The organism is Arcticibacter pallidicorallinus (assembly GCF_003002875.1).
Classification (GTDB): domain Bacteria; phylum Bacteroidota; class Bacteroidia; order Sphingobacteriales; family Sphingobacteriaceae; genus Arcticibacter; species Arcticibacter pallidicorallinus.
Window position 1 is genome coordinate 83,039 of sequence record NZ_PVTH01000010.1, and the last position, 25,739, is coordinate 108,777.

Annotated in this window: 38 protein-coding genes; 8 read left to right on the plus strand and 30 right to left on the minus strand. The window is 43.1% G+C overall.

Annotated elements, in window-relative coordinates; translation table 11 throughout:
- The first annotated feature begins 43 nt into the window (after window positions 1–43).
- Window positions 44–946, plus strand: a complete 903-nt coding sequence (locus tag B0I27_RS14625) for a nucleotidyltransferase family protein (protein WP_106294669.1) — start codon at window positions 44–46, stop codon at window positions 944–946.
- A 179-nt stretch (window positions 947–1,125) separates the two neighbouring features.
- Here the strand turns inward: B0I27_RS14625 and rplQ are convergent, their stop codons facing one another.
- From rplQ to rplC, 29 genes are all read right to left on the minus strand, one after another.
- On the minus strand, window positions 1,126–1,653 hold the full coding sequence (gene rplQ, locus B0I27_RS14630; RefSeq protein WP_106294671.1) for a 50S ribosomal protein L17: 528 nt from the start codon (window positions 1,651–1,653) through the stop codon (window positions 1,126–1,128).
- An 84-nt stretch (window positions 1,654–1,737) separates the two neighbouring features.
- Window positions 1,738–2,730 (minus strand): DNA-directed RNA polymerase subunit alpha, encoded by a 993-nt coding sequence (locus B0I27_RS14635; RefSeq protein WP_106294673.1) that lies wholly within the window; start codon window positions 2,728–2,730, stop codon window positions 1,738–1,740.
- Between the two features lie 70 nt (window positions 2,731–2,800).
- On the minus strand, window positions 2,801–3,409 hold the full coding sequence (rpsD, locus tag B0I27_RS14640) for a 30S ribosomal protein S4 (protein ID WP_106294675.1): 609 nt from the start codon (window positions 3,407–3,409) through the stop codon (window positions 2,801–2,803).
- Window positions 3,410–3,472: 63 nt separating this feature from the next.
- Window positions 3,473–3,862, minus strand: a complete 390-nt coding sequence (gene rpsK, locus B0I27_RS14645; protein WP_106294677.1) for a 30S ribosomal protein S11 — start codon at window positions 3,860–3,862, stop codon at window positions 3,473–3,475.
- An 8-nt stretch (window positions 3,863–3,870) separates the two neighbouring features.
- The gene (rpsM, locus tag B0I27_RS14650) at window positions 3,871–4,248 is read right to left on the minus strand and encodes a 30S ribosomal protein S13 (RefSeq protein ID WP_106294678.1); all 378 of its coding nucleotides are present in this window, start codon (window positions 4,246–4,248) and stop codon (window positions 3,871–3,873) included.
- Between the two features lie 22 nt (window positions 4,249–4,270).
- Window positions 4,271–4,387 carry a 50S ribosomal protein L36 gene (gene rpmJ, locus B0I27_RS14655; RefSeq protein WP_008506259.1) on the minus strand — a complete coding sequence of 39 codons (117 nt, stop codon included), beginning with the start codon at window positions 4,385–4,387 and terminating at the stop codon, window positions 4,271–4,273.
- A gap of 1 nt (window position 4,388) precedes the next feature.
- Entirely contained in the window at window positions 4,389–4,607 is a 219-nt protein-coding gene (gene infA, locus B0I27_RS14660; RefSeq protein WP_016196832.1) for a translation initiation factor IF-1, read from the minus strand.
- Between the two features lie 98 nt (window positions 4,608–4,705).
- Window positions 4,706–5,485 (minus strand): type I methionyl aminopeptidase, encoded by a 780-nt coding sequence (gene map, locus B0I27_RS14665; protein ID WP_106294679.1) that lies wholly within the window; start codon window positions 5,483–5,485, stop codon window positions 4,706–4,708.
- A 9-nt stretch (window positions 5,486–5,494) separates the two neighbouring features.
- A complete protein-coding gene (secY, locus tag B0I27_RS14670; protein WP_106294680.1) occupies window positions 5,495–6,835 on the minus strand; it encodes a preprotein translocase subunit SecY in 1,341 nt (446 codons plus the stop codon).
- 7 nt (window positions 6,836–6,842) lie between these two features.
- Window positions 6,843–7,289: a 50S ribosomal protein L15 gene (gene rplO, locus B0I27_RS14675; protein ID WP_106294682.1), complete on the minus strand. Its 447-nt coding sequence runs from the start codon at window positions 7,287–7,289 to the stop codon at window positions 6,843–6,845.
- 2 nt (window positions 7,290–7,291) lie between these two features.
- A complete protein-coding gene (gene rpmD / locus B0I27_RS14680; RefSeq protein ID WP_106294684.1) occupies window positions 7,292–7,471 on the minus strand; it encodes a 50S ribosomal protein L30 in 180 nt (59 codons plus the stop codon).
- 4 nt (window positions 7,472–7,475) lie between these two features.
- Window positions 7,476–7,994 carry a 30S ribosomal protein S5 gene (gene rpsE / locus B0I27_RS14685; protein WP_106294686.1) on the minus strand — a complete coding sequence of 173 codons (519 nt, stop codon included), beginning with the start codon at window positions 7,992–7,994 and terminating at the stop codon, window positions 7,476–7,478.
- A gap of 11 nt (window positions 7,995–8,005) precedes the next feature.
- On the minus strand, window positions 8,006–8,359 hold the full coding sequence (rplR, locus tag B0I27_RS14690; RefSeq protein WP_106294688.1) for a 50S ribosomal protein L18: 354 nt from the start codon (window positions 8,357–8,359) through the stop codon (window positions 8,006–8,008).
- A 5-nt stretch (window positions 8,360–8,364) separates the two neighbouring features.
- Complete coding sequence (rplF, locus tag B0I27_RS14695; RefSeq protein ID WP_106294690.1) at window positions 8,365–8,922, minus strand: 50S ribosomal protein L6; 558 nt, start codon at window positions 8,920–8,922, stop codon at window positions 8,365–8,367.
- A gap of 16 nt (window positions 8,923–8,938) precedes the next feature.
- Window positions 8,939–9,337, minus strand: coding sequence for a 30S ribosomal protein S8 (gene rpsH, locus B0I27_RS14700; protein ID WP_106294692.1), 399 nt, complete (start codon window positions 9,335–9,337; stop codon window positions 8,939–8,941).
- A gap of 98 nt (window positions 9,338–9,435) precedes the next feature.
- Window positions 9,436–9,705, minus strand: a complete 270-nt coding sequence (gene rpsN / locus B0I27_RS14705; protein ID WP_106294694.1) for a 30S ribosomal protein S14 — start codon at window positions 9,703–9,705, stop codon at window positions 9,436–9,438.
- Complete coding sequence (gene rplE, locus B0I27_RS14710) at window positions 9,698–10,267, minus strand: 50S ribosomal protein L5 (protein ID WP_106294696.1); 570 nt, start codon at window positions 10,265–10,267, stop codon at window positions 9,698–9,700. The genes rpsN and rplE overlap by 8 nt, the downstream gene beginning before the upstream one ends.
- A complete protein-coding gene (gene rplX, locus B0I27_RS14715; RefSeq protein WP_106294698.1) occupies window positions 10,264–10,608 on the minus strand; it encodes a 50S ribosomal protein L24 in 345 nt (114 codons plus the stop codon). Before rplX ends, rplE begins: the two co-directional genes overlap by 4 nt.
- Window position 10,609: 1 nt before the next feature.
- Complete coding sequence (gene rplN, locus B0I27_RS14720) at window positions 10,610–10,978, minus strand: 50S ribosomal protein L14 (RefSeq protein ID WP_106294700.1); 369 nt, start codon at window positions 10,976–10,978, stop codon at window positions 10,610–10,612.
- Window positions 10,978–11,232 carry a 30S ribosomal protein S17 gene (gene rpsQ / locus B0I27_RS14725; protein ID WP_106294702.1) on the minus strand — a complete coding sequence of 85 codons (255 nt, stop codon included), beginning with the start codon at window positions 11,230–11,232 and terminating at the stop codon, window positions 10,978–10,980. The genes rplN and rpsQ overlap by 1 nt, the downstream gene beginning before the upstream one ends.
- A 13-nt stretch (window positions 11,233–11,245) precedes the next feature.
- Complete coding sequence (gene rpmC, locus B0I27_RS14730; RefSeq protein ID WP_106294704.1) at window positions 11,246–11,473, minus strand: 50S ribosomal protein L29; 228 nt, start codon at window positions 11,471–11,473, stop codon at window positions 11,246–11,248.
- An 87-nt stretch (window positions 11,474–11,560) separates the two neighbouring features.
- Window positions 11,561–11,983, minus strand: a complete 423-nt coding sequence (rplP, locus tag B0I27_RS14735) for a 50S ribosomal protein L16 (RefSeq protein ID WP_106294706.1) — start codon at window positions 11,981–11,983, stop codon at window positions 11,561–11,563.
- 40 nt (window positions 11,984–12,023) lie between these two features.
- Window positions 12,024–12,947, minus strand: a complete 924-nt coding sequence (rpsC, locus tag B0I27_RS14740; RefSeq protein ID WP_106294708.1) for a 30S ribosomal protein S3 — start codon at window positions 12,945–12,947, stop codon at window positions 12,024–12,026.
- 6 nt (window positions 12,948–12,953) lie between these two features.
- Window positions 12,954–13,316 carry a 50S ribosomal protein L22 gene (gene rplV / locus B0I27_RS14745; RefSeq protein WP_106294710.1) on the minus strand — a complete coding sequence of 121 codons (363 nt, stop codon included), beginning with the start codon at window positions 13,314–13,316 and terminating at the stop codon, window positions 12,954–12,956.
- Window positions 13,317–13,319: 3 nt separating this feature from the next.
- Window positions 13,320–13,586, minus strand: a complete 267-nt coding sequence (gene rpsS / locus B0I27_RS14750; protein ID WP_106294712.1) for a 30S ribosomal protein S19 — start codon at window positions 13,584–13,586, stop codon at window positions 13,320–13,322.
- Complete coding sequence (rplB, locus tag B0I27_RS14755; protein ID WP_106294714.1) at window positions 13,586–14,410, minus strand: 50S ribosomal protein L2; 825 nt, start codon at window positions 14,408–14,410, stop codon at window positions 13,586–13,588. The genes rpsS and rplB overlap by 1 nt, the downstream gene beginning before the upstream one ends.
- Window positions 14,411–14,417: 7 nt before the next feature.
- Complete coding sequence (gene rplW / locus B0I27_RS14760) at window positions 14,418–14,708, minus strand: 50S ribosomal protein L23 (RefSeq protein WP_106294716.1); 291 nt, start codon at window positions 14,706–14,708, stop codon at window positions 14,418–14,420.
- Window position 14,709: 1 nt separating this feature from the next.
- Entirely contained in the window at window positions 14,710–15,339 is a 630-nt protein-coding gene (rplD, locus tag B0I27_RS14765) for a 50S ribosomal protein L4 (protein WP_106294718.1), read from the minus strand.
- Window position 15,340: 1 nt separating this feature from the next.
- Entirely contained in the window at window positions 15,341–15,958 is a 618-nt protein-coding gene (gene rplC, locus B0I27_RS14770; protein ID WP_106294720.1) for a 50S ribosomal protein L3, read from the minus strand.
- A gap of 477 nt (window positions 15,959–16,435) precedes the next feature.
- On the opposite strand from rplC, the gene purN reads away from it, so the two are divergent.
- The 7 genes from purN (at window position 16,436) to rodA (ending at window position 24,765) form a co-directional block, all read left to right on the plus strand.
- Complete coding sequence (gene purN, locus B0I27_RS14775) at window positions 16,436–17,023, plus strand: phosphoribosylglycinamide formyltransferase (protein ID WP_106294722.1); 588 nt, start codon at window positions 16,436–16,438, stop codon at window positions 17,021–17,023.
- 513 nt (window positions 17,024–17,536) lie between these two features.
- Window positions 17,537–19,063: a bifunctional phosphoribosylaminoimidazolecarboxamide formyltransferase/IMP cyclohydrolase gene (gene purH, locus B0I27_RS14780; protein ID WP_106294724.1), complete on the plus strand. Its 1,527-nt coding sequence runs from the start codon at window positions 17,537–17,539 to the stop codon at window positions 19,061–19,063.
- Between the two features lie 56 nt (window positions 19,064–19,119).
- On the plus strand, window positions 19,120–20,142 hold the full coding sequence (locus tag B0I27_RS14785) for a rod shape-determining protein (RefSeq protein WP_106294726.1): 1,023 nt from the start codon (window positions 19,120–19,122) through the stop codon (window positions 20,140–20,142).
- 89 nt (window positions 20,143–20,231) lie between these two features.
- Window positions 20,232–21,071, plus strand: a complete 840-nt coding sequence (mreC, locus tag B0I27_RS14790) for a rod shape-determining protein MreC (protein WP_106294728.1) — start codon at window positions 20,232–20,234, stop codon at window positions 21,069–21,071.
- Window positions 21,064–21,579 (plus strand): rod shape-determining protein MreD, encoded by a 516-nt coding sequence (locus B0I27_RS14795; protein ID WP_106294730.1) that lies wholly within the window; start codon window positions 21,064–21,066, stop codon window positions 21,577–21,579. Before mreC ends, B0I27_RS14795 begins: the two co-directional genes overlap by 8 nt.
- On the plus strand, window positions 21,579–23,513 hold the full coding sequence (mrdA, locus tag B0I27_RS14800; RefSeq protein WP_106294732.1) for a penicillin-binding protein 2: 1,935 nt from the start codon (window positions 21,579–21,581) through the stop codon (window positions 23,511–23,513). The genes B0I27_RS14795 and mrdA overlap by 1 nt, the downstream gene beginning before the upstream one ends.
- Window positions 23,506–24,765 carry a rod shape-determining protein RodA gene (rodA, locus tag B0I27_RS14805; RefSeq protein ID WP_106294734.1) on the plus strand — a complete coding sequence of 420 codons (1,260 nt, stop codon included), beginning with the start codon at window positions 23,506–23,508 and terminating at the stop codon, window positions 24,763–24,765. The genes mrdA and rodA overlap by 8 nt, the downstream gene beginning before the upstream one ends.
- Window position 24,766: 1 nt before the next feature.
- Here rodA and B0I27_RS14810 read toward each other — a convergent pair whose 3' ends face one another.
- A complete protein-coding gene (locus B0I27_RS14810; RefSeq protein WP_106294736.1) occupies window positions 24,767–25,681 on the minus strand; it encodes a hypothetical protein in 915 nt (304 codons plus the stop codon).
- Between the last annotated feature and the right edge of the window lie 58 nt (window positions 25,682–25,739).

The window sequence follows — 25,739 nt, forward strand, 5'->3', positions numbered from 1 at the left end:
AGTAGTGCTTGATACTTGGAACCATAATAATTATTTTAGACGAATGAAACCCACATTACTTATACTAGCCGCTGGCATGGCCAGCCGCTACGGAAGCATGAAACAAGTTGATGGATTCGGACCCAATAACGAAACTATTATTGATTATTCCATCTACGATGCTGTTCGTGCTGGATTCGGTAAAGTATGTTTTATCATCCGCGAAGAGTTTTTAGAAAGCTTCAAGGGTATCTTTGAGCCAAAATTAAAAGGTGTTGTAGAAACTGACTATATCTTCCAGACTTTTGACCTCACTAAATACGGTATCGACAAGCAAATTGAGAGACAAAAACCATGGGGTACAGGTCATGCAGTGCTTGAGGCCGCAGGTAAAGTTAACGAGCCTTTTTGTGTGATTAACGCAGATGACTTCTACGGTTACGACGCTTTCAAGAAAATGGCAGACTTCCTTACAAACGAAGTAAGCGACGAGAAGTATTCACTTATCGGTTATGAGGTAGACAAAACACTCTCCGAGCACGGAGCCGTGTCAAGAGGTATTTGCCTCGTTAACAGCGAAGGCAACCTTCAAGAGATAAACGAGAGAACAAAAGTATACGCTAAAGACGGCGTCATCGTTTTTGAAGACGAAAGCGGAAAGACTACTCCACTACACGATGATGCCAGGGCTTCCATGAACTTCTGGGGATTCACTCCTGCGGTATTTGAGCAGACCAAACCATTGTTTAAGGCGTTTGTCGAAGAAAATGAGAGCAACCCGAAAGCAGAATTTTTCATTCCTTTAATGGCTGAAGCACTCACTAAAAGTGGTACTGCCGTATTCAAGGTTATCCCTACTTCTTCCAAATGGTTCGGTGTAACTTACAAAGAAGACAAGCCTATCGTACAGGAAAGTCTTTCTAAGCTGGTAGAAGATGGAACTTATCCGTCTAAGCTGTGGAAATAATACAATCCACTATATCAATCGTATATCGCAAACAGGCTGCTTCCTTAACCGGAGCAGCCTGTTTTGCTTAAAGACTATCTATTACCCGTTCCTTGCCACTAGGGTTTAAATACAAAAAAGCCGATCCGAAATAAATCCGACCGGCTTTTGCTAGAGAGAAACAATAAGTTCCCTGTTTTTTATTTCGCAGGCTCTTCAGCTGAATCCGCTGCTGGAGCTTCTGCTTCCGGAGCTTCTTCAGTCGCTACCGCTGTTTCAGCAGCAGGTTCTGCTTTCTTAGCTTTAGAAGAACCACGTCTACGAGTAGACTTCTTCTCAGCTGCAGCAGGAGCTTCAGATTTGTATGTTTCGTTGTAATCTACCAACTCGATCAAAGCCATCTCAGCGTTATCACCCAGACGATTTTGCAACTTGATGATACGAGTATAACCACCTGGACGGTTTGCAACCTTAGCTGCAACATCACGGAAAAGCTCAGTAACCACTTCTTTATTCTGAAGGTAGCTAAATACTGTTCTACGAGAGTGAGTAGTATCGTTTTTAGATTTTGTAATTAACGGCTCAACGTATGTACGCAAAGCTTTAGCTTTAGCCAAAGTAGTAACAATACGCTTGTGCTCGATAAGCGAAGAAGCCATGTTAGACATCATCGCTTTACGATGACTGTTAGTACGGCCTAAGTGATTGATTTTTTTTCCGTGTCTCATTGTTTGTTAAATTTCCGTGCTTATACCGTTCCTGTTACAGGAGGAATTATAAGCACGTCGCTTATGTATATAATAAAGAGAAGATTACTCTTCGTCTAGTTTGTATTTGGATAGGTTCATACCAAAAGAAAGACCTTTTGATTTTACCAGATCCTGAATCTCCGTTAGTGACTTCTTACCAAAGTTTCTGAACTTCAGCATATCTGCCACGTCATAAGATACAAGGTCAGCTAGTGTACGAATATCAGCTGCTTTAAGGCAGTTTAACGCACGAACTGAAAGATCAAGATCAACTAATTCAGTCTTAAGGATCTTGCGCATATGAAGAATTTCCTCATCTACTTCCTTAGTTTCCTCTTTAGCCTGAGCCTCTAACATGATATTCTCGTCAGAGAACAACAAGAAGTGGTGAATAAGAATCTTAGCAGCTTCTTTAAGGGCATCCTCAGGATGAACTGAACCATCGGTTGTGATATCAAGAACTAACTTCTCATAATCCGTTTTCTGCTCAACCCGGTAGTTCTCGATAGTATATTTAACATTCTTAATCGGAGTGTAAATAGAATCGATAGCGATAACACCAACATTGGCATCCGGATTCTTGTTCTCTTCAGCAGCAACGTAACCGCGACCTTTGTTAACTGTAAGCTCTACTTCAAGAGTTACAGACGATTCCATATTACATAATACAAGTTCAGGATTTAAAACAGTAAAATTAGTAGAGAACCTGGTAATATCACCTGCTTTAAACTGCTCCTGACCATTAATGATTACGTAGATCTTCTCGTTATCACCGGCATCACCTGTTTTCTGGAAACGCACCTGCTTTAAGTTCAGGATGATCTCAGTAACATCTTCTACAACACCTTTGATAGTTGAAAACTCATGAGAAACACCTGAAACACGTACAGACGTAATTGCATATCCCTCTAGAGAAGACAATAGAATACGACGTAAAGCATTACCGATGGTAACACCGAAACCCGGCTCTAACGGACGAAATTCAAACGTACCGTCGAAATCCGTAGATTTCTGCATGATAACTTTATCTGGTTTCTGGAATGCTAAAATTGCCATTTATATTCAGTTAAATGTTTTGAACTGTATGTATAAAGCAGTCCCGATATAATCAGGACTGCTGTAATTATTACTTAGAGTATAACTCGACGATCAGGTTTTCCTTGATGTTCTCAGGAATCTCATCGCGATTTGGGTAGTTTAGGAACTTTCCAGTGAAAGAATTTGCATCCCAATCTAACCAAGGATATCTATTTAGCTTACGTCCGGCAACAGAATTTGTAACTGCTTCTAGAGACTGTGAACGCTCACGAACAGCAACAACATCACCAGCACGCAGCGAGTATGAAGGGATATTAACCACTTCACCGTTTACAGTGATATGCTTGTGACCTACCAACTGACGTGCAGCTGAACGTGTAGGAGCGATACCTAAACGGTAAACTGTATTATCTAAACGGGCTTCAAGCAATTTTAACAGTAACTCACCTGTAATTCCTTCTCTGGCAGACGCCTTGTGGAACAGGTTCTCGAACTGACGCTCTAATACTCCGTATGTATATTTTACTTTTTGTTTTTCCATCAGCTGGACAGCGTACTCAGACTGCTTTCCACGACGCTTTGAAGCACCGTGCATTCCAGGAGGATAATTTTTTCTTTCTAATGCTTTGTCAGGACCGAAGATCGGCTCTCTGAACCTACGTGCAATTTTGGATTTTGGACCAGTATATCTTGCCATTTTGTTCTGTTTAAAGTATCATGCGACCTGTAGCCGCAGAATCTTATCTTTAAAATCGATTAATTAAACTCTTCTTCTCTTTGGAGGACGACATCCGTTGTGAGGAAGAGGAGTGATATCTCTAATTGTAGTCACTTCAATACCTGTGTTCTGAAGCGTACGGATAGCCGACTCACGACCAGATCCAGGACCTTTTACAAATACTTCTACTTTACGCAGACCTAAATCAAAAGCCACTTTACCACAATCAGCAGCAGCTTGACCTGCAGCGTACGGAGTGTTCTTCTTAGAACCTTTGAAACCCATCTTACCAGCTGATGACCATGATATAGCCTGACCTTGTAAGTTAGTTAAGGTAATGATGATGTTATTGAAAGTAGCGTTGATGTGTGCCTCACCTATTGGTTCGATTACAACAAGACGCTTCTTGGTTACTTTTTTATTCTTAGCCATTATTGGTATTATTTAGTAGCCTTTTTCTTGTTAGCAACTGTTTTACGTTTTCCTTTACGGGTACGAGTATTGTTCTTGGTTCTTTGTCCACGAACAGGAAGTCCCTTACGGTGACGCAAGCCTCTGTAACATCCGATATCCATTAAACGTTTGATGTTTAACTGAACCTCAGAACGTAAAGCTCCTTCAACCTTAACCTCGTCGTTGATGATCGTACGGATCGCTGTTAATTGCTCATCGGTCCATTCTTCAACCTTTACATCACGGCTAATACCAGCCTGGTCTAAAATGCTCTGCGCAGTAGACCTTCCGATACCGAAAATGTAAGTAAGTCCGATTTCTCCTCTTTTGTTTCTTGGTAAATCAATACCTGCTATTCTTGCCATAGTTCTTTGTCAACAAATTATTTTATCCCTGGCGTTGTTTATACTTAGGGTTTTTCTTGTTAATTACATAAAGTTTTCCCTTACGGCGAATTATTTTGCAGTCCGCACTGCGCTTCTTTATGGATGCTCTAACTTTCATCTTATTTATATCTGTAAGTAATTCTACCCTTTGACAAATCATATGGAGACATCTCGAGCTTTACCTTATCACCAGGCAAAATCTTGATATAGTGCATCCGCATTTTTCCTGAAATATGGGCAATGATCTCATGACCATTTTCCAATTCCACACGAAACATTGCGTTCGACAATGCTTCCTTTATGATCCCGTCTTGTTCAATAGAGGCCTGTTTAGCCATATTTTATTGATTTCTATTTAATTAACTCCAAACATTTGGGGTTGCAAAATTAAATAAAATATTTAGTTTATTGTAGTTATTATACTAATTTTTATATACTAACTTCTTAAAACCTCATCAACATAGTCAAATGTCGATAAAATATCCGCTTTTCCTTTGCGTATCGCCACTGTATGCTCGAAATGAGCAGACGGTTTGCTATCAACTGTACTTACAGTCCACCCATCTTTCCAAAACTTGACGCCAGCCTTTCCAAGGTTAATCATCGGCTCAATAGCGATAACCATTCCCTCTTCCAGCTTCATGCCTGTTCCCCGCTTGCCGTAGTTCGGTACTTCTGGCTTCTCATGAAGTTTGAAACCAACACCATGACCAACAAGTTCTTTCACCACGCCATATCCATGCTTCTCGGTATACTCTTGAACAGCATAACCGATATCACCGATCCTCGAACCGACAACCGCCTTTTCTATACCCCGGTATAATGATTCTCTCGTCACGTCTAACAGCTGGCGAACCAATGGGTCGATTTCTCCAACAGCAAACGTAAAAGCAGAGTCTCCAACAAAGTTGTTCAACACAACTCCGCAATCGATAGAAATGATATCACCTTCTTTTAGTTCATCATCTCCCGGAAAACCATGCACTACCCTTTCGTTAGTCGAAATACAAAGAGAATATGGAAATCCGTTGTAGTTAAGAAAAGCAGGAACGCCTTTGTGATCTCTGATGAATGCTTCAGCTACCCGATCCAGCTCTATAGTTTTAACGCCCGGCTTAACCAGGCGTCCAACTTCGGCGAGAGTTTTTGATACGAGGAGCGCGCTCTCTCGTATCAATTCAATCTCTTCGTCCGTTTTAAATTTTACTTTAGACATTAGTTCTGATTAAATCACAGACCCTGAGGCGCCGGTGTCGGCAGCTACTGGTGTGCGACCTTTCAATCTGCCTGTCTTCATCAGTCCATCGTAATGACGCATCAGGAGATGACTCTCAATCTGCTGTAATGTATCCAAAACAACACCCACAAGAATAAGCAGTGATGTACCGCCATAGAAATGGGCAAAGTTACTGTTTACACCAAGTACGATCGCGATAGAAGGAAGTATAGCGATAAATGCAAGGAATATGGAACCCGGTAGCGTGATCTTGGAGATCACCGAATCGATGTAGTTTCCTGTAGCAATACCCGGCTTAATACCCGGAATAAAACCGCCATTCTTTTTCATATCGTCAGACATCTGAACAGGGTTAACTGTAATGGCTGTATAGAAGAACGTAAATGCTATGATCAGCAATGCGAAAGTCAGATTGTAGGCAACCGAAGTATAGTTGCTCAACGAAGCCAGTACCGGACCTTGCGCCGCAGGGAAGAATTGCCCTAAGGTAGTCGGGATAAACATCAGTGCCTGAGCAAAGATGATCGGCATAACTCCGGCAGCATTAACCTTTAAAGGAATATACTGACGAACACCGCCGTACTGCTTGTTACCAACGATTTTCTTCGCATACTGAACCGGAATCCGCCGGACACCCTGGACGACCAGGATAGTAAATACCACAACAAAGAATAATGCTGCAATCTCTACAATGAAAGGAATGATCCCTCCAAGTCCATTAATCCTTGAGTCGAACTCAGTAATAAATGCCCCCGGTAACTGCGCGATTATACCAATCATGATAATTAACGAGATACCGTTACCAATACCCTTATCCGTGATTTTCTCACCTAACCACATGACGAATAACGTACCGGCAGTCAGGATAACCATGGAGGATATGGTGAACAAAGGCTCCGCCAGTAATCTGGCATCAGGAGTAATTTGCGTACGTACATACCCAATCGCCTGCAATAACGTAATCGCTACTGTCAGATAACGGGTAAGCTGAGTAAGTTTCTTCCTGCCACTGTCCCCTTCCTTTTGCATCTTCTGAAAGTATGGTACAGCAATACCTAAAAGCTGCACAACAATCGACGCAGATATGTAAGGCATAACACCAAGGGCAAATATTGATGCTCTGGCAAATGAACCTCCGGCAAACATATTTAAAAGCCCAAGGATACCTTCCCTGGCTTGTTGATTATCCAATGCTGTAGCGCTAACGCCCGGAAGCACAATAAATGATCCTACACGGTAAATTAAAAGAAATAAGAGTGTGTTTAAAATACGCACTCTTAAGTCTTCAATTTTCCAGATATTGGAAAGGGTAGTGAATAACTTCTTCATTAATTAATTATAATTTAACAATTGCACCACCAGCTGCTTCGATTGCTTTCTGAGCCGTAGCTGTAAAAGCATGAGCAGTAATATCCAGTTTCGCCTTTAGCTCACCTCTTCCAAGGATCTTCACAAGGTCATTTTTAGAAACCAGTCCGTGCTCCTTCAATGCAGCGAAGTCGATAGCTGTTAAGCTGAACTTCTCAGCAAGACTCTGAAGAACATCCAGGTTGATACCTACGTATTCTACGCGGTTGATGTTTTTGAAACCAACCTTAGGTATACGGCGCTGCAAAGGCATCTGACCACCTTCGAAACCTACCTTAGATGAATATCCTGAACGAGATCCCGCACCTTTATGACCGCGGGTGGAAGTTCCACCACGACCAGAACCCGTACCACGTCCTATTCGTTTTTTATTTTTAGTTGAACCTTCTGCAGGTTTTAAATTACTTAAGTTCATGATTAAATACTTTCTACTGCTACTAGATGATTAACTTTCCTTACCATCCCGATAATAGACGGGGTAGCTTCCACTTCTACAGCTTGGTTAATTTTTTTCAAACCTAGAGCCTGCATTGTTCTCTTCTGGCGCTCGCTTCTGTCGATAACGCTTTTAATCTGAGTGATCTTGATCTTCGCCATGTTCTTATCCGTTAAAAACTTTATTAAGATCCACACCACGTTGCTGAGCTACAGTATAAGCATCTCTCATTTGAGATAAAGCAGATACAGTTGCCTTAACCACGTTATGCGGGTTAGATGATCCTCTTGATTTCGCTAATACGTTATGCACACCAGCACTTTCCAGAACCGCACGCATCGCACCACCAGCAATAACACCGGTACCGTTAGCAGCTGGCTTGATCAATACAAAACCACCTGAAAATTTACCATATTGCTCATGAGGAACTGTTCCATTGATAATTGGAACCTTCACCAAATTTTTCTTCGCATCGTCAATACCTTTAGCGATCGCCTCAGTTACTTCCTTTGCTTTTCCTAAACCATATCCTACTACACCATTCTCGTCACCTACAACAACGATGGCTGAGAAACTGAAAGTACGACCACCTTTAGTAACCTTAGCAACACGCTGGATGCTTACTAAACGATCTTTAAGTTCAATTTCGCTTGATTTAACTCTCTTTATATTGATTGTTGACATTTATTCTCAGATTAAAAGTTTAACCCAGCTTCACGTGCACCTTCTGCAAGAGACTTTACACGACCGTGGTATAAATAACCATTTCTATCAAATACTACCAGGCTAATACCAGCAGCGATAGCTTTTTCTGCTACAAGCTTTCCAACAGCCTTAGACTGCTCAATTTTGTTTCCATCTGCAGAAAAATCCTTTGATAAAGATGATGCTGAAACTAGAGTTTTTCCTGTAGTATCATCAATAACCTGAGCATAAATGCCCTTATTACTTCTGTATACAGACAAACGAGGACGATCAGTAGAACCAGACAGTCTCTTTCTTATACCTTTTTTTATACGCTCTCTGCGAGATAATTTAATTCCTGACATGATTACTATTTTTTAGCTGCTGATTTACCTGCTTTTCTTCTCAATACTTCACCTACGAACTTAATACCTTTTCCTTTGTATGGCTCAGGAGTACGTAATGAACGAATCTTTGCAGCAACTTGTCCTAACAACTGTTTGTCTACGCTTTCTAAAATGATAGTTGGGTTCTTACCTTTATCAGCAGTAGTCGCTACTGTGATTTCCTTAGGCAACTCAAACACATAGTGGTGAGAGAAACCTAATACAAGGTCTAATGTATTACCAGTGTTTGTAGCACGGTAACCAACACCAACTAACTCCTGCTGAATTTTGTAACCTTCAGTCACACCTATAACCATGTTGTTTATAAGTGAGCGGTATAATCCGTGAAGTGCTTTGTGGCGCTTCTGCTCTGTAGGGCGTTCAACAGTTAAAATTCCGTTATCCTGAGAAACGGTGATATCACCGTCTAATCTTTGTGTTAATTCTCCTTTAGGGCCTTTTACTGTCACTACATTCTCTGCAGAAACCGAGATAGTAACACCTGAAGGGATTGTTATCGGGGCTTTTCCTATTCTTGACATCGTTTAATCCTTTTGATTAATGAACGTAACATAATACTTCACCACCGATGTTAAGGTTGCGGGCCTCCTTGTCAGTCATCACTCCCTTAGAAGTTGAAACAACTGCAATTCCCAAACCATTTAATACACGTGGCATGCTGTCTACACCTGAATATTTTCTCAAACCAGGCTTACTCACACGTGTTAGAGTGCGAATAGCAGGAACTTTAGTTACGGGATGGTACTTCAAAGCGATTTTGATAACGCCTTGTACGGTATTGTCCTCGAACTTGTAGTTCGCGATGTAACCTTTATCAAAAAGAACTTTAGTTATTTCCTTTTTAAGGTTTGATGCAGGAATTTCCACAACCCGGTGGTTGGCCTTAATGGCATTCCTTACTCTTGTAAGATAATCTGCTATTGGATCTGTATTCATTACTTGTTTGTTATGATAGTGGTTTCCATTGTTTATATGCGGACCTGCTATCGGTTAAATTTTATATGGAGGTTGGGAGCCATGCTCCCAACTTTATATTACCAGCTTGCCTTCTTTACTCCGGGGATCTTTCCAGCTAAAGCCATTTCACGGAATGTAACACGTGAAATACCAAACTGTCTCATGTATCCACGAGGACGGCCAGTCAGTTTACAACGGTTGTGTAAACGCACAGGCGAAGAGTTTTTAGGTAGCTTATCTAAAGCAACTAAATCTCCTTCTGCTTTCAAAGCAGCTCTTTTGTCAGCATACTTGGCAACCAACTTTGCACGTTTAACTTCACGTGCTTTTATACCTTCTTTAGCCATTATTTACTGGTGATTGATTTTTGAACGGTAAACCGAATTGTTTTAATAACTCTAACGCCTCAACATCATTTTTTGCGGAAGTTACAAAAGTAATATCCATACCCATAATCTTATTGATTTTATCAATGTTAATCTCTGGGAAAATGATCTGCTCAGTAACACCTAAAGTATAGTTACCATGCCCGTCGAAACCTTTATCGTTGATACCTTTGAAATCACGGATACGAGGTAAAGCAACAGCGATCAATCTGTCTAGAAACTCATACATCTGGTTATCACGTAAAGTTACACGAACACCAACCGGCATTCCCTTACGCAATTTGAAGTTAGAGATATCTTTCTTTGATTTAGCTGCTACAGCCTGCTGACCGGTAATGGTAGTAAGCTCTGCAATAGCGTTATCAATTAGCTTCTTGTCAGTAGTTGCAGCACCAACACCCTGGTTGATTGCAATCTTCTGAAGCTTAGGAACCTGCATCACAGTCTTGTACTGAAATTTCTCTTTCAGTGCTGTGCGGATTTCCTCCTTATATTTGGATTTTAATCTTGGTACGTAACTCATTGCTTAACTTCCTCCCCTGATTTTTTAGCGATTCTAACAAATTTTCCTTCTGCGTTCTTTTGTTTTCCAACGCGGGTCGGTTTGCCAGTTTTAGCGTCCACTAACATCACGTTTGAAACATGCAGAGCGGCCTCTTTCTTAATAATGCCACCGTTAGGGTTAGCAGCATTTGGTTTTGTATGACGTGATACCATGTTCGCGCCTTCTACAACAACTCTGTTAGCTTTTAATAAAACCTCAACGATTTTACCTTGCTTACCCTTTGAGTCGCCTGCTATTACCTGTACTAAATCTCCTTTACGGATCTTAAGCTTAGGCAAGATGTTCTTTTTCTTTTCCATGTTACAATACCTCCGGTGCTAATGATACGATTTTCATGAATTGCTTCTCACGCAGCTCTCTCGCAACCGGACCAAAGATACGGGTACCTCTCGGCTCGTCCTGATTATTTAATAAAACTGCTGCGTTATCGTCGAAACGGATATATGAGCCATCTTTGCGTCTCACTTCTTTCTTCGTTCTAACAACAACTGCTTTAGTAACAGTTCCTTTTTTAACGTTTCCAGAAGGAATAGCACTTTTTACGGTAACAACAATTTTGTCACCAAGAGAAGCATACCGTTTAGCGGTACCTCCCAGAACACGGATAACTAAAACTTCTTTAGCTCCGCTATTGTCTGCGACATTTAGTCTTGATTCCTGTTGTACCATTACTTAGCTCTTTCTAAAATTTCAACTAATCTCCAGTTCTTAGTTTTACTCAGAGGACGAGTCTCCATAATCAACACAGTATCTCCGATACCACAAGTGTTGCTTTCGTCGTGAGCCATAAATTTGGTAGTCTTGTGAACAAACTTACCGTAGATAGGATGCTTTACTTTCCTTTCTACAGCAACAACGATAGATTTATCCATCTTGTTGCTCACTACCAACCCTGTACGGGTCTTTCTTAATTTTCTTTCCATTTCGACTCTAAAATTATTCAGTTTCAGAAGCGGACTCTTTCTCAGCAGCAGCAGCCGCTTTACGTTTAGTCAATTCTGTGTTCAAACGTGCGATCTCTTTTCTCACCTTGCTTATACGAGATGGATTCTCTATGGCAGAAACTGTATGCGCAAATTTTAATTTAGTAAGATTGCTTTTCTCCTCGCCAATGCGGGAAACAATCTCTTCAGTTGATAGCTCTAATATTTCTGAGGTTTTCATCTTTTCTTTTTCTTAGTTGTTGGTTGTAAGTTGTTTAGTGATCGTTATAAAGCAATACAACAAAACAACTCACAACCTACGACTTTTTTATGCTTCTACGTAATCTCTACGTACTACAAATCTTGTTTGTACCGGTAACTTTTGAGCGGCTAAACGTAGTGCTTCTTTGGCAATTTCCAAAGGTACGCCTTCTGCTTCAAAAAGCATTCTTCCCGGGCGAACAACTGCAACCCAGTATTCTGGAGCTCCCTTACCTTTACCCATACGTACTTCCGCAGGCTTCTTGGTAACAGGCTTATCAGGAAATATACGAATCCACACCTGGCCTTCACGTTTCATGAAACGTGTAACCGCAATACGTGCAGCTTCAATCTGACGGCTGGTGATCCATGCCGGTTCCAGCGATTTAATTCCGAAAGATCCGAATGAAAGCTCTGCTCCGCGAGAAGCTAAACCTTTCATCTTACCTTTTTGCATCTTTCTGAACTTCGTTCTTTTTGGCTGTAACATCTTTTTCTGTATTTATATCTTTACGATGTCTGAACTTCAATTATTTCTTTGCGCGAAATCCTGCACCACCCGCACCGCGGTTAGCACCTGGACCTCCAGGACGGTTGCCTCCCTGACCTCCGGGACGGCTCTGGCCTCCAGCGTTTCCACCACGGTTGTTTCCACCACCACGATTTCCACCTCTGTTGTCTCCAGCTCCACCACGTCTGTCGTTAGCACCACGTCTGTCGTTTCCGCCTCTTCTATCTCCTCTTTCGCCAGCACCATATGAAGAATTACCTTCTCCGCCTCTGCCTCTTACACCAGTTGTTTGACCGATGTTAGGAGAAAGATCACGCTTTCCGTAAACTTCACCTTTACAGATCCAAACTTTAACACCAATCTTACCATAAGTAGTAAGAGCTTCTGCTAAAGCATAGTCAATGTCAGCACGAAATGTGTGCAAAGGAATTCTACCGTCTTTGTATTGCTCGGTACGTGCCATTTCAGCACCACCTAGACGACCTGAACACATAATCTTGATACCTTCAGCTCCTATACGCATTGTTGATGCAATAGATGTTTTCATCGCACGACGGAATGAAATACGAGCCTCAAGTTGTTTTGCGATACCTTCAGCAACTAATTGTGCGTCAAGCTCAGGGCGTTTGATTTCGAAAATGTTGATCTGAACTTCCTTTTTAGTCAGTTTCTTCAACTCTTCCTTGATCTTATCAACCTCTTGTCCACCTTTACCGATAACGATACCTGGGCGGGCAGTGTGTACAGTGACAGTGATACGCTTTAATGTACGCTCGATAACCAATTTGGCAACGCCTCCTTTAGCTATACGTACAGAAAGGTATTTTCTGATCTTTTCGTCTTCAACTAGTTTCTCAGAATAGTTGTTGCCACCGAACCAATTAGAATCCCAACCTTTGATGATTCCTAATCTGTTACCTATTGGATGTGCTTTTTGTCCCATTTCTGATTAATTAGTTTGTGATTCAAGATTCTTGCTGTCCACTACTAGAGTAACGTGGTTTGAACGCTTACGAATTCTATGTCCACGACCCTGAGGAGCAGGTCTAAGTCTTTTCAACTGGCGACCTCCGTCAACAGTAATTGTTTTCACAAACAATTCACTCTCTTCCGGGCGCTGACCCTCGTTCTTCGCTTCCCAATTCTTGATAGCCGACAATAAAAGTTTCTCAACTCTCTGTGCAGCTTCCTTGTTGGTATATTTTAATATATATAGTGCCTTTTCAACACGCTCACCACGGATAAGGTCAACAACCAATCTCATCTTACGAGGCGAGGTAGGGCAATCATTTAATTTTGCTACTGCTTCCATTGCTTATTTTTTCTTTTCAGCGTGACCTCTAAATGTTCTGGTTGGAGCAAATTCTCCCAACTTGTGACCAACCATGTTTTCAGTTACATACACCGGAATAAACTTGTTTCCGTTGTGAACTGCGAATGTATGCCCTACGAAATCCGGAGAAATCATTGACCGGCGTGACCAGGTTTTGATAACCGTTTTCTTGCTTGTCTCGTTCATAGAAAGCACTTTGCTCTCTAAATTATGATCGATATAAGGGCCTTTTTTAATTGAACGTGCCATTATTTCTTCCTCCCTTCAATGATGTAACGATTCGAACTCTTCTTCTTGTTTCTGGTCTTGTAGCCCTTAGCTAGCATACCGGTTCTAGAGCGAGGATGACCTCCTGAAGATCTTCCTTCACCACCACCCATAGGGTGATCTACCGGGTTCATTGCTACACCTCGAACGCGTGGACGACGTCCCAACCAGCGTGTTCTACCCGCTTTACCTAACACTTCGTTAGCGCGCTCAGCGTTAGAAACAGAACCGATTGTTGCCATACAAGATGACAGAATCATACGAGTCTCACCTGAAGGTAATTTGATAATAGCATACTTTCCGTCACGCGCAGATAACTGTGCATAAGCACCAGCACTACGAGCGATTGTTGCTCCCTGACCTGGGTTAAGTTCAATGTTGTGAATAATTGAACCCAGAGGGATGTTTTGCAATGGTAATGTATTTCCAACCTCTGGAGCAGACGCTGCACCTGATACTACAGTTTGTCCAACTGTTAAGCCTTCAGGAGCAATGATGTAACGCTTCTCTCCATCAGCATAGTGTAGCAAAGCTATACGCGCTGTACGGTTTGGATCGTACTCAATTGTGGCAACTTTTGCGGGGATGTCTTGTTTATCGCGTTTAAAATCAATCAATCGGTACGACTGTTTATGTCCCCCACCGAGATAACGCATAGTCATTTTACCGGTATTATTTCTACCACCTGACTTCTTGATCGAAACTACTAACGACTTTTCTGGAACGTTTGTAGTAACATCTGAATAATCGCCGCCAACACGGTGACGAGTTCCAGGGGTAACCGGTTTAAATCTTTTAACTGCCATGTTCTAATTAAATATTGCTGTAAAAGTCAATAGTTTCACCATCTTTTAACGTTACGATCGCTTTCTTGTATTTCGGCGAGCGGCCTGATACGAATCCAGCTTTTGTGTAACGATTCTTCGCTTTACCATCTACCACCATGGTGTTTACAGCACTGATGCTAACACCAAACATTTGCTCAATTGCAGTTTTGATCTGCAACTTGTTAGCTCTGTGGTCTACCTTGAATGCATATCTGTTTAGCTTCTCAGTTAACGCAGCTGCTTTCTCGGTTAAAATAGGCTTCTTTAAAATTTCCATATTACTTGGCGAATGCCTCCTCCAATAATTTAACAGAACCTGTAGTCAGGATAAGCTTTCCTGCGTTCAACACATCATATGTGTTTAACTGATCTGCAGTGATCACTTTCGCTTTTTTCAAGTTTCTGCTTGATAAATACACATTGTTATTTGCTGCTGCTAAAACCAATAGGGTCTTCTCAGATGCAACATTCAGATCAGATACCAACTGAGCGTAATTCTTGGTTTTGATTGAATCAAAAGAAAAATCTTCAAGAACAACGATGCTGTTATCCTGTGCTTTGTATGATAAAGCTGACCTACGAGCTAGTTGCTTTAATTTTTTATTCAGCTTAAAGCTATAGTCACGTGGCTGAGGACCGAATACACGACCACCACCATTGAATAAAGGAGACTTGATGTTACCCGCACGAGCACCACCTGTACCTTTTTGCTTATATAACTTGCGGGTTGAACCAGCAATTTCGTTACGCTGCTTTGATTTATGCGTTCCCTGACGCTGATTAGCAAGATATTGCTTCACGTCAAGATAAATCGCGTGATCATTTGGCTCTACACCAAAAATCGCTTCAGGAAGTTGCACCTTGGCACCTGTTTCTTTACCTGAGATATTTACTACGTTAACTTCCATCTTATTTATCAACGATTACGTAAGAACCTTTAGCTCCCGGAATTGAACCGCTAACTACTAATAAATTTTGCTCAGCGTATACTTTCAAAACCTGAAGATTCTGAACTTTTACACGTGAACCACCTGTACGACCCGCCATACGCATACCTTTAAATACACGAGAAGGCCATGAAGAAGCACCTAATGAACCCGGAGCTCTAAGTCTGTTATGCTGACCGTGAGTCTGCATACCAACACCACTAAAGCCGTGTCTTTTAACAACACCCTGGAAACCTTTACCTTTTGATGTACCAACTACATCAACGAAGTCGCCTTCAGCAAAAATCTCCACAGTAACTGTGTCGCCTAAACTTTTCTCATCTTCAAACGTCTTAAACTCCACAAGCTTCCGCTTTGGAGTAGTGTTTGCTTTCGAAAAATGGCCTTTCAGCTGCTGAGTAGTGTTTTTTTCCTTCTTCTCATCGTAAGCCAATTGAACAGCCTCATAGCCGTCAACTTCTTCGGTACGAAGTTGCGTAACAACGCAAGGGCCAGCCTCAATCACCGTGCATGGAATGTTCCTTCCATCGGCATCGAAAATGCTGGTCATTCCTACTTTTTTTCCAATAATACCTGACATTTCTTTTTAATTCGTTTTTGTGCCCATCGAAGCAGTAGGGCTTCGCTCAAGGCAAGTAAATCCCTCGAAAGGGAGGGCAAAGATAGGAATGTTTAATTAATTATCAAAGACTTAGGAATTTATTTTTCGAGATATTTGCCTAGATATGAGGGACTCCCGCTCTCCAATGTCGAATTCTGGCCAATTCCGCGTATTTCACCGTACATCCCCATCTCGAAGCTCCTAGCAATCAACCATTTCAGGGCTTAAAAAATTTGCCTGTCAGGGCTATGATAAGACGTCAAAACAATCCTGTTTCCGACACCCTGATGAGCATCCTTATCCAGGCGCGGACAACCGTCTTTCAAAACGGCCTCCACCAGGCCGCGCGGCGAGCTCCTAAACTGCAGAATCCCTTATCTGTTTTGAGCCGAATTTGAACCTTAATTTGCGTCTTCCAGACTTAAAATAATATATTTGGACTTACCCCATCGAAATATGTCACTTAAAAAGAGGATTGCCGTTTTTGCTTCAGGGTCCGGCTCCAACGCACAAAAGATAATGGAACACTTCAACAAACACGCAGATGCGGAAGTAGCCATCGTTTTATGTAACAACCCAAATGCATACGTGATCCAAAGAGCCGACAATTTCGAGATACCCTCTCATATTTTCGACAAGATTGACTTCTATCAGACGGACAATATCGTAAAACTGCTCAAGTCTATGGAAATAGACCTGATCGTTTTGGCCGGCTTCCTCTGGCTCATCCCCGAAAACCTGCTAAAGGCTTTCCCGAATCAGATCATCAATATCCACCCTGCCCTGCTTCCTAAATATGGCGGCAAAGGCATGTACGGCGATCGCGTACATCAATCGGTGTTAAATAACAAGGAAACCGAATCGGGCATTACTATCCACTTCGTCAATGAAAACTTCGACGAAGGCGAGATTATCCACCAGTCGAAATACAGGATAGATAAGGACGACGACATCGAAATGATCAAATTCAAAGGCCAGCAACTGGAACACCTGCACTACCCCAAGGTTGTTGAAAGCCTGCTGAAGAAAATGAAATCACTATAAGCAGCCGCGTTCAAGCAATCAAGGCCCGCAACTGAACAAGCAAAAGATCAGGGGCCTGGTGTGCCGTTTAATATCACTCTCTCCTGCTCCTTCAATAATAAGGTGTACCCTGTTCTTAATAGTATCACGTTCCGGGTAAGATCTTACGACCGGACATACGCCTCTCATCAGCCTGAGGAAAGGCTGTGGCCAGCTGCTGGGTGCAGCCATATCTCTGCCACGTTGCGGCCACGTTGATGCCACGTTTTACCGGAAAAAGGTGGCATCACTGTGGCCGCAACGTGGCATCACCGTGGCGTCACCCACCAGCAGGCCTTAGCCAAACCATAACCAAACCTTTAGAAGACGCAGAGCCAATTAACAGTATGTCATCAGCTGACCAGGGGCGATCGTGTTTTATCATGAGCCCTCATCGGATCTCCGTATAAAAACATATTTCCTCGTTTTTTCCGCAAAATGGAATGTGATTTTACCCTGCAAAAATCCTATCTTTGCCCCTTAATTTTTCAATAAATGAACCATCCTGTTAAAATAAAAAACGCTTTAATATCAGTATATTACAAAGACGGCCTTGAACCTCTGATCAGACAGCTTCACTCATTAGGTGTAACATTTTATTCAACAGGAGGAACAGAGAGCTTTATCAGGGATCTCGGTTTCGATGTGGTTCGTGTAGAAGATCTGACCGGCTACCCGTCTATTTTAGGAGGCCGCGTTAAAACCCTGCATCCGAAAGTCTTCGGTGGTATACTATCAAGAAGAAATCTGGAAGAAGATAAAGCGCAGGCAGCGCAGTATGAAATTCCGGAGATCGACCTGGTAATCGTAGACCTTTATCCTTTCGAGGAAACGGTTAAAGCCGGACTTGGTGAAGACGAGATCATCGAGAAGATCGACATCGGCGGTATCTCCCTGATCCGCGCCGCAGCAAAGAACTTTAACGACGTAGTGATTCTGTCATCGAAAAACGACTACGCTGAGTTATATAATTTATTAGAGGAAAATCAGGGTATGACTTCTCTGACACACCGCAAGGCCTTTGCCAAGAAAGCATTCAACACTTCCTCTCACTACGACACCGCTATCTTCAACTATTTCAACCAGGAAGATCCGCTTCCGGTATTTAAGGTTAGTGAACAGAAGTCGGCGGTACTTCGCTACGGAGAGAACCCTCATCAGAAAGGATACTTCTATGGCGATCTGGATGCCATGTTCACTAAGCTGAATGGAAAAGAACTTTCTTATAATAACCTGGTTGACGTGGATGCAGCTGTTGCTTTGATCGACGAATTTACTGAACCCACCTTTGCGATATTAAAACACACTAACGCTTGTGGAGTTGCATCCAAAGAAAACCTACTCGATGCATGGAAAGTTGCCCTTGCCTGCGATCCTGTTTCTGCCTTTGGCGGAGTGATCATTTGTAATGGCGAGGTAGATGGCGAAACGGCCAGCGAAATCAGCAAGCTTTTCTTTGAAGTGCTTATCGCTCCTGCTTTCAGTGAGAAGGCGATCGAAATTCTAGCGGAAAAGAAAAACAGAATTTTGCTTCAACGTAAAGAAACTACATTGCCCGCGAGGTTGTTCAAGACTTTATTGAACGGTGTTATTGAGCAGGATAAGGATGCCACTATCGAAGGTCCGGAGTTAATGACCCCGGTAACGGAGTTGAAGCCTACAGAAGAGCAGCTGAAGGATCTTCATTTTGCGAATAAACTGGTTAAACATACGAAGTCTAATACGATTGTTATCGCTAAAGACGGACAGCTCCTGGCAAGTGGCGTCGGACAAACCTCGAGGGTTGACGCACTGGTACAAGCGCTGGAAAAGGCAAAGACTTTCGGATTTGATGTAAAGGGTGCTGTGATGACATCAGATGCGTTTTTCCCTTTCCCTGACTGTGTGGAAATCGCTGCTGATGCGGGTATCAAAGCGATTCTTCAACCAGGCGGTTCAATTAAAGATAAACTTTCCGTGGATATGGCAAATAGCAAAGGAGTAGCGATGGTAACTACCGGCGTTCGGCATTTCAAACATTAATCAAGTACTGAACATTTTACTACATTTGCATAATTTAACAATTTAAAATGTCCTTAATGGGTTTATTTAATTGGTTTACACAAGAAATAGCAATTGATCTGGGTACTGCAAATACCCTCATTATACATAATGATAAAGTTGTCGTCGATGAGCCTTCTATAGTTGCCTTCGACCGCACAACAAACAAAATTATCGCCATCGGCAGACAAGCTATGCAGATGGAGGGTAAAACCCACGATAATATCCGCACGGTACGCCCCCTAAAAGATGGTGTTATAGCCGATTTCAACGCTGCTGAACATATGATCAGAGGAATGATCAAAATGATCAACAATGGTCGGGGATGGTTCTTTCCGTCTCTCCGGATGGTTATCTGTATTCCTTCGGGCATTACAGAAGTAGAGAAGAGAGCGGTGCGCGACTCTGCAGAAATTGCAGGTGCTAAAGAAGTGTATCTAATTCATGAGCCGATGGCGGCCGCGGTGGGTATCGGTATTGATGTAGAGGAACCAATGGGTAACATGATTATCGATATCGGTGGTGGTACTACCGAAATTGCTGTTATTGCCTTGTCGGGAATTGTTTGCGATCAGTCAATCCGCGTTGCGGGAGATAACTTCGATAGCGACATTGTACAATACATCCGTCGTCAGCACAACATCATGATCGGTGACCGTACTGCAGAGAAGATCAAGATCGAGGTGGGAGCTGCCTTACCTGAGCTGTCTGAGCCACCTGCTGACTTTGCGGTGCAGGGAAGAGATCTGATGACCGGGGTTCCGAAGCAGATTACGGTATCTTATACTGAAATCGCTCATTGCCTTGACAAGTCGATATCGAAAATAGAAGAAGCTATCCTGAAGGCTCTGGAGATTACACCTCCCGAGCTGTCTGCAGATATTTACCAGACCGGAATATATCTGACCGGCGGAGGTGCACTGCTGAGAGGACTGGACAAGCGCGTAGCGGCAAAAACAAAACTACCGGTACACGTAGCAGAAGATCCGTTAAGGGCGGTTGTACGCGGTACAGGTATCGCTTTAAAAAATATCGGCGGTTACAAATTCTTAATGCAATAACATATATATGCCAGCCTGCCGACAGGCGTCGCATTTGCGGCACTTATCCGCAGGCCGGCATTTGCTTAATATATAACATCTACTAGTCTATGCGTAATCTCTGGATTTTCATCAGTAAGTATAACGCATTTTTCTTTTTCATTGTCTGTTTCATTATTTCCATCGCCTTAGTCGTTAGAAACAACTCCTACCAGCGATCAGGCGTATTCAACTCGGCCAATCACTTTATAGGCGAAACATACTCCCGCATCAATAAGGCTCAACGCTACCTACGCCTGGCAGAAGTGAACGATAGCCTGGCAAAGGAGAATGCACTTCTCAGACAGGAACTTAAGATGTCATTCTTTGACGATAGCGTTGCCGAGCAGACGATAAAAGACACTGTTTCCAGGCAGCAATACACCTATATAGTAGCCAGGGTTGTCAATAACTCCATACACCTTAAGAATAATTATATAACCATCAACCGTGGAAAACGGCACGGTATTCAAAACGGCATGGGGGTTATAGGTCCATCAGGGGTTGTGGGGATTGTTAAAGACGTTTCTGAAGACTACGCTACCATTTATTCGCTATTACACGGCGACACCAAAATCAGTGCGAGCATCACCGAAAGTCAGGCTTTCGGATCATTGGTATGGGGTGAAGAGAATACGAATCCGCGACTGGCGGTTTTGCAGGACATTCCGAACCATATCGCCATTAAGACAGGGCAGCATGTGGTAACATCGGGTTACTCGACTTTATTTCCTGCGGGACTGCCTGTTGGACGAATCCTTCGTACCAGAGAAAGAGGTGGAGAAAGCTTCCCTGAGATTGAAGTTCGCCTTGAAACGGATTTCGCTACGCTGCAATATGTCTATGTCATCAAAAACCTTTTCGGTCCGGAAAAGGAAAATTTAGAAAAGCTGAGTAAAAAAGATGGGTAGAACGATTATCACAAATATCATCCGGTTTGCTGCACTGATCTTCATTCAGACATTTCTGCTGAAGAATATGGGATTTTACAATTTGTCAATTCCCTTTCCGTATATCCTGTTTATCATGCTGCTGCCATTTGAGACACCTAACTGGCTGCTCTTTTTGTTGGCGATACTTACGGGGCTCACTGTTGACTCGTTTTATGATACGGTAGGTGTTAATGCCGCGGCATGTTCGATGCTTGCTCTGGTACGGGTGATATTCATTAACGTAACTGTAGAACGCCAGGGGTTTGAGAACGAGCCTGAACCCCGGCTGGGCATAATGGGATTTCGGTGGTTCTTTATTTATACCGTGGTTTTGACTCTATTTCATCACCTTACGTTAATCCTATTGGAGTCGTTTGGATTTTTTGATATTAAATATGTACTAATCCGCTTTCTTTTCAGTTCTCTCTTTACTATATTTTTAATAATTATCTCAGAGTTTATATTCTTCCGTAAGAAAGAGCGTTAATGAACAGTTTATTTCAGCGTAAATATGTCGTCCAGGGAATTTTTATTGTAATAGCACTTATTTTGCTGTCTCGCCTGTTCTATATTCAGGTAATCGACAAGAGTTATTTCCTGTCGGCCAACAATAATGTCATCCGTAAGGTAACGATATACCCCGCCAGAGGCGTTATCTATGATCGAAAAGGCAGAATCCTGGTACAAAACGAACCAGTCTATGATCTGATGGTCGTTCCAAGGGAAGTAAAACCGTTCGACACACTTGAATTCATTAAGCTCATTAATCTAGATAAAAAAGGTTTTTACCAGCGTTTCAATAAGGCGCGCAGCTATTCTCCGTACCGGGCATCCGTGTTTGAGAAACAACTGTCAGCTCATACCTTTGCATCCTTTCAGGAAAAGCTTACCAAATTTCCGGGCTTCTATGTACAGAAAAGATCCGTCAGACGGTATCCGGATACTATCGCTTCTCAGTTCTTCGGCTACATCAACGAAGTGGTCGAGTCTGACATTAAACGTTCGGGAGGCTACTACAAAGCGGGAGACTATATTGGCAGAACGGGTGTCGAAAAATCCTATGAGGAATTGCTCAGGGGACAAAGAGGCGTAGAAAATCAAATGGTTGATGCTTTTAACCGGCCTAAAGGACATTTTGCAGACGGGGCCTACGATACCTTAGCTGTCACAGGAAAAAAGCTGATCTCTTCACTGGACAGAGACCTTCAACGACTCGGCGAAAAGCTCATGCATAATAAGATAGGCAGTATTGTGGCTATTGAACCCTCGACCGGAGAGATACTGGCATTTGTCAGCAGTCCCGGCTACGATCCGAATCTGATGGTTGGACGGGATAAGGGTAACAATTACATGAAGCTATTGAGAAACCCTCATAAACCGCTTTTCATCCGGCCCACGATGGCGGAGTATCCACCGGGTTCGATTTTTAAGGTTGTTAACGCCCTGGTTGCTCAGCAAATGGGAAAAATCAACGCAGAAACGCGCTTCTATTGTCCCGGAGCCTACTACTACGGCCGAAGAGGAAAGATGGGTTGTACACACATGCACGGCTCGACCAGCCTCATCGAGTCTATACAATACTCCTGTAATACGTACTACGGCTATATTTACAACCGCATGGTAGACCATTCGGGTATGCGATCTGTTAATGGTTACCGTAAGTGGCACGACGCCGTTACCCGCTTCGGCATAGGTTCCAAGTTAGGTGTCGATCTGCCAAATGAACGTAAGGGAATACTCCCCACTGCTGAATTTTATACTAAGCACTTCAAGAGTGATAAGTGGACCTCAGGCTACAATATATCTCTTTCCATCGGGCAGGGCGAAATAGGGATGACGCCTCTTCAGATGGCAAATGTCGTCGCTACTGTCGCCAACAGAGGTTTCTATTATACACCCCACCTGATCAGAGGCATCGGAGAAGATCATGTGGTAAAACCTGAATACACCAAGAAAAACAGTGCTGGTGTAGACGCACGGTATTATGATCCGGTGATCGAAGGAATGAGCAGAGCTGTCAATGCGCCGGGCGGAACAGCCTACCCCATTGCGCAAGTTCCGGGCTTCGAAGCCTGTGGAAAGACGGGGACGGTGCAAAATCCGCATGGTGAGAACCACTCCGTTTTCTTTGCCTTTGCTCCGCGGAACAACCCTAAAATTGCGGTTGCCGTGATGGTTGAAAACGCCGGCTATGGCGCAACATGGTCAGCCCCGATTGCAAGTTTGATCATGGAGCAGTACCTCACCGATACCATCAAGCGGCCGAAATACTATACCGAAAGGTTATATAACGCAAACCTGCTTCCCGGCGCAAAACCAAAACCGAGACCGGTGCAGCGACCAAAGGTTGACAGCCTGCCAAAAGTTGAGCTCAAACCAGTTGAACAAATTACTCCAACCTTAACGACAACAAATGATTAATCAACGCAGCCTGTTTTTCAACGTTGACTGGATCCTGATTCTGATCTATCTGTGCCTTTGCGTTATTGGATGGTTCAATATTCATGCTGCCGTTTATGACCCGCTTTATCCGGGCATTATGGATATGAATACCAACTACGGCAAGCAGCTTATATTCATTATTTCTGCTGTTATCCTGGGTGCTATCATTTTGCTGCTCGACTCCAAATTCTTCAGCACTTTTTCGCCGGTATTTTATGGCATAACTCTACTACTGCTCATCGCCGTACTGATTGTTGGCCGTAATGTTGGTGGAAATCAGGCATGGATACCTATAGGTAGCTTCAGGCTGCAGCCCTCGGAGTTTGCCAAGTTCTCAACCTGCTTGCTGCTGGCTCACTACATCAGCTCAACCAACCTGAAGATGCATGAGTTCAAGATGATCGGTACCTGTGTGCTCATCTTGCTGATACCGACGAGTCTGATCATGCTGCAACCGGATACCGGTTCTGCGCTAACCTTTACAGCATTAATCTTTGCCCTTTACCGGGAAGGCCTCTCCGGCTATGTGCTGGTTATTGGCACTATCCTCATCGCGCTCTTTATACTTGCCCTTGTCATTAACAAATTTATACTGATAGGGATCATCATCTGCGTGACTATTCTGGTGGTGATGCTATCGAGAGAAAGCCGAAAGTACATTCAGCCTATCGCTGTTTCCGTAGTGGTATCTATCGCATTTATTTTCTGTGTGAACTTTGCCTATCAGAATATCCTGCAAAGCCATCAGCGAAATAGAATTGATGTGATTTTAGGTAAACTGGACGATCCCCGCGGTCAGGGCTACAATTTGAACCAGTCTAAGATAGCGATCGGGTCTGGAGGCCTTTGGGGGAAAGGTTACCTGCAGGGGACTCAAACGAAATATGACTTTGTTCCTGAACAGAGCACCGACTTCATTTTCTGTACAGTGGGTGAAGAGTGGGGCTTCGCAGGCAGCCTTGTCGTCATCGCGTTGTATCTGACCATGCTTTTACGCATTGTCAACATTGCAGAAAGGCAACGGTCTTCCTTCTCGAGGATCTATGGCTATGGGGTGGCGTCGATCCTATTCTTCCACTTCTTTATCAATATAGGAATGACAATCGGTTTGGTTCCGGTCATTGGTATCCCTCTGCCCTTCTTAAGCTATGGGGGCTCATCACTCTGGAGTTTCACCATCCTGCTTTTCATCCTGCTAAAGCTGGATTCAAACAGGATGGGAGTTATCTAGATCAGATCACGAACCTTCTGCGAAGAACTTCATAGAACTTATCCACGGTCGCTTGTTTGGCGGCCCAGTTGTTTTTGGCTGCATAATTAGACTTCAGGAAGTTGTCTGCCGAGTCGAAGGTATCGAAGCGATTCAGAATCTCCATGGCTTCGCTATATGCCAGACTGTAACCGTTGAATAGTTCCTTAATAAATAAAAGCTTGTCGTTTAAATTCACGCCTGATTTAAGATCAGTAATAGGCGGCTGCTTGTACTGGCCGGCCCCTGCGAGCTGCGCCTTTTGAGAGGAGATCATGTCATTAATGCTTTGCGCTCTGGGCTGCTGGTAGCTTACCGGAGGGGCGACAGCAGGTGGGACAGGTACGGATGGATAGGAGGGCTCGGGTGCAGAGACCTTCACCGGTTCGGGTGCGGGCTGCACTTCAGGAACTATCACCGGTTCGGGTACAGGAACATACAGAGGCTCTGGCTTGCTGGTTTGCACATCCGTCAGAAGTCCGGGTACCGGGCCCTGTGCCGAGGGTTTGCTCTCCTGTTGCCTATCATGTATTTGCGGCACTGATTTCAATTCTACGTTTTCAACCACAGGCTGTTCCTCTTCCTTAGCTTTGTTTACAGTCGTATTCAGCAAAGTGCCCAGGGAAATCTCATTCGTAGCTTTATCATTAGAAGGTAGCTCCAGATAATCCGTATTCTCGTTAGGTTTTTCAGATTCAGCTGCTTCTGCAGATCGCTTCTTTGCATTGAGTTTCTTAAGTACTCTCAGGTTTTCGGCCAGGAAGTCGGCATTAGCAGAAAGAAGCTCAAGTTCCAGGTCATTCAGGTCCTGCGGATTTTCTTCGATATACTGGTATTGTTCAGTCAGCTCTGATAAGATATTACCTGCTTTTTTAAAAATCTCTGCTTTATTGATCATGGCTAATAGACAAATTTAGATAATGTTTTGTTGGTAACTAGGTTCTCAAAAGTACCAT

Coding starts and splice junctions, on each gene's coding strand:
- rplQ (WP_106294671.1), bottom strand. CDS start 1,653: ATGAGACACGGAAAAAAAATCAATCACTTAGGCCGTACTAACAGTCAT.
- mrdA (WP_106294732.1), top strand. CDS start 21,579: ATGAACAGTTTATTTCAGCGTAAATATGTCGTCCAGGGAATTTTTATT.
- infA (WP_016196832.1), bottom strand. CDS start 4,607: ATGGCTAAACAGGCCTCTATTGAACAAGACGGGATCATAAAGGAAGCA.
- purN (WP_106294722.1), top strand. CDS start 16,436: ATGTCACTTAAAAAGAGGATTGCCGTTTTTGCTTCAGGGTCCGGCTCC.
- rplR (WP_106294688.1), bottom strand. CDS start 8,359: ATGTCAGGAATTAAATTATCTCGCAGAGAGCGTATAAAAAAAGGTATA.
- rplE (WP_106294696.1), bottom strand. CDS start 10,267: ATGAGTTACGTACCAAGATTAAAATCCAAATATAAGGAGGAAATCCGC.
- B0I27_RS14795 (WP_106294730.1), top strand. CDS start 21,064: ATGGGTAGAACGATTATCACAAATATCATCCGGTTTGCTGCACTGATC.
- rplX (WP_106294698.1), bottom strand. CDS start 10,608: ATGGAAAAGAAAAAGAACATCTTGCCTAAGCTTAAGATCCGTAAAGGA.
- map (WP_106294679.1), bottom strand. CDS start 5,485: ATGTCTAAAGTAAAATTTAAAACGGACGAAGAGATTGAATTGATACGA.
- rpsS (WP_106294712.1), bottom strand. CDS start 13,586: ATGGCACGTTCAATTAAAAAAGGCCCTTATATCGATCATAATTTAGAG.
- rplP (WP_106294706.1), bottom strand. CDS start 11,983: ATGTTACAGCCAAAAAGAACGAAGTTCAGAAAGATGCAAAAAGGTAAG.
- rplF (WP_106294690.1), bottom strand. CDS start 8,922: ATGTCAAGAATAGGAAAAGCCCCGATAACAATCCCTTCAGGTGTTACT.
- B0I27_RS14785 (WP_106294726.1), top strand. CDS start 19,120: ATGGGTTTATTTAATTGGTTTACACAAGAAATAGCAATTGATCTGGGT.
- B0I27_RS14635 (WP_106294673.1), bottom strand. CDS start 2,730: ATGGCAATTTTAGCATTCCAGAAACCAGATAAAGTTATCATGCAGAAA.
- rplW (WP_106294716.1), bottom strand. CDS start 14,708: ATGGAAATTTTAAAGAAGCCTATTTTAACCGAGAAAGCAGCTGCGTTA.
- rplV (WP_106294710.1), bottom strand. CDS start 13,316: ATGGAAGCAGTAGCAAAATTAAATGATTGCCCTACCTCGCCTCGTAAG.
- rpsC (WP_106294708.1), bottom strand. CDS start 12,947: ATGGGACAAAAAGCACATCCAATAGGTAACAGATTAGGAATCATCAAA.
- rpmD (WP_106294684.1), bottom strand. CDS start 7,471: ATGGCGAAGATCAAGATCACTCAGATTAAAAGCGTTATCGACAGAAGC.
- rpsH (WP_106294692.1), bottom strand. CDS start 9,337: ATGAATACAGATCCAATAGCAGATTATCTTACAAGAGTAAGGAATGCC.
- B0I27_RS14625 (WP_106294669.1), top strand. CDS start 44: ATGAAACCCACATTACTTATACTAGCCGCTGGCATGGCCAGCCGCTAC.
- rodA (WP_106294734.1), top strand. CDS start 23,506: ATGATTAATCAACGCAGCCTGTTTTTCAACGTTGACTGGATCCTGATT.
- rpmJ (WP_008506259.1), bottom strand. CDS start 4,387: ATGAAAGTTAGAGCATCCATAAAGAAGCGCAGTGCGGACTGCAAAATA.
- rpsM (WP_106294678.1), bottom strand. CDS start 4,248: ATGGCAAGAATAGCAGGTATTGATTTACCAAGAAACAAAAGAGGAGAA.
- rpsQ (WP_106294702.1), bottom strand. CDS start 11,232: ATGGAAAGAAAATTAAGAAAGACCCGTACAGGGTTGGTAGTGAGCAAC.
- rplB (WP_106294714.1), bottom strand. CDS start 14,410: ATGGCAGTTAAAAGATTTAAACCGGTTACCCCTGGAACTCGTCACCGT.
- rpsN (WP_106294694.1), bottom strand. CDS start 9,705: ATGGCTAAAGAAGGTATAAAAGCACGTGAAGTTAAACGTGCAAAGTTG.
- rpsE (WP_106294686.1), bottom strand. CDS start 7,994: ATGTCAACAATCAATATAAAGAGAGTTAAATCAAGCGAAATTGAACTT.
- rplO (WP_106294682.1), bottom strand. CDS start 7,289: ATGAACTTAAGTAATTTAAAACCTGCAGAAGGTTCAACTAAAAATAAA.
- rpsK (WP_106294677.1), bottom strand. CDS start 3,862: ATGGCTAAGAATAAAAAAGTAACCAAGAAGCGTCTTGTTGTAATCGAA.
- rpmC (WP_106294704.1), bottom strand. CDS start 11,473: ATGAAAACCTCAGAAATATTAGAGCTATCAACTGAAGAGATTGTTTCC.
- B0I27_RS14810 (WP_106294736.1), bottom strand. CDS start 25,681: ATGATCAATAAAGCAGAGATTTTTAAAAAAGCAGGTAATATCTTATCA.
- purH (WP_106294724.1), top strand. CDS start 17,537: ATGAACCATCCTGTTAAAATAAAAAACGCTTTAATATCAGTATATTAC.
- secY (WP_106294680.1), bottom strand. CDS start 6,835: ATGAAGAAGTTATTCACTACCCTTTCCAATATCTGGAAAATTGAAGAC.
- rpsD (WP_106294675.1), bottom strand. CDS start 3,409: ATGGCAAGATATACTGGTCCAAAATCCAAAATTGCACGTAGGTTCAGA.
- rplN (WP_106294700.1), bottom strand. CDS start 10,978: ATGGTACAACAGGAATCAAGACTAAATGTCGCAGACAATAGCGGAGCT.
- mreC (WP_106294728.1), top strand. CDS start 20,232: ATGCGTAATCTCTGGATTTTCATCAGTAAGTATAACGCATTTTTCTTT.
- rplD (WP_106294718.1), bottom strand. CDS start 15,339: ATGGAAGTTAACGTAGTAAATATCTCAGGTAAAGAAACAGGTGCCAAG.
- rplC (WP_106294720.1), bottom strand. CDS start 15,958: ATGTCAGGTATTATTGGAAAAAAAGTAGGAATGACCAGCATTTTCGAT.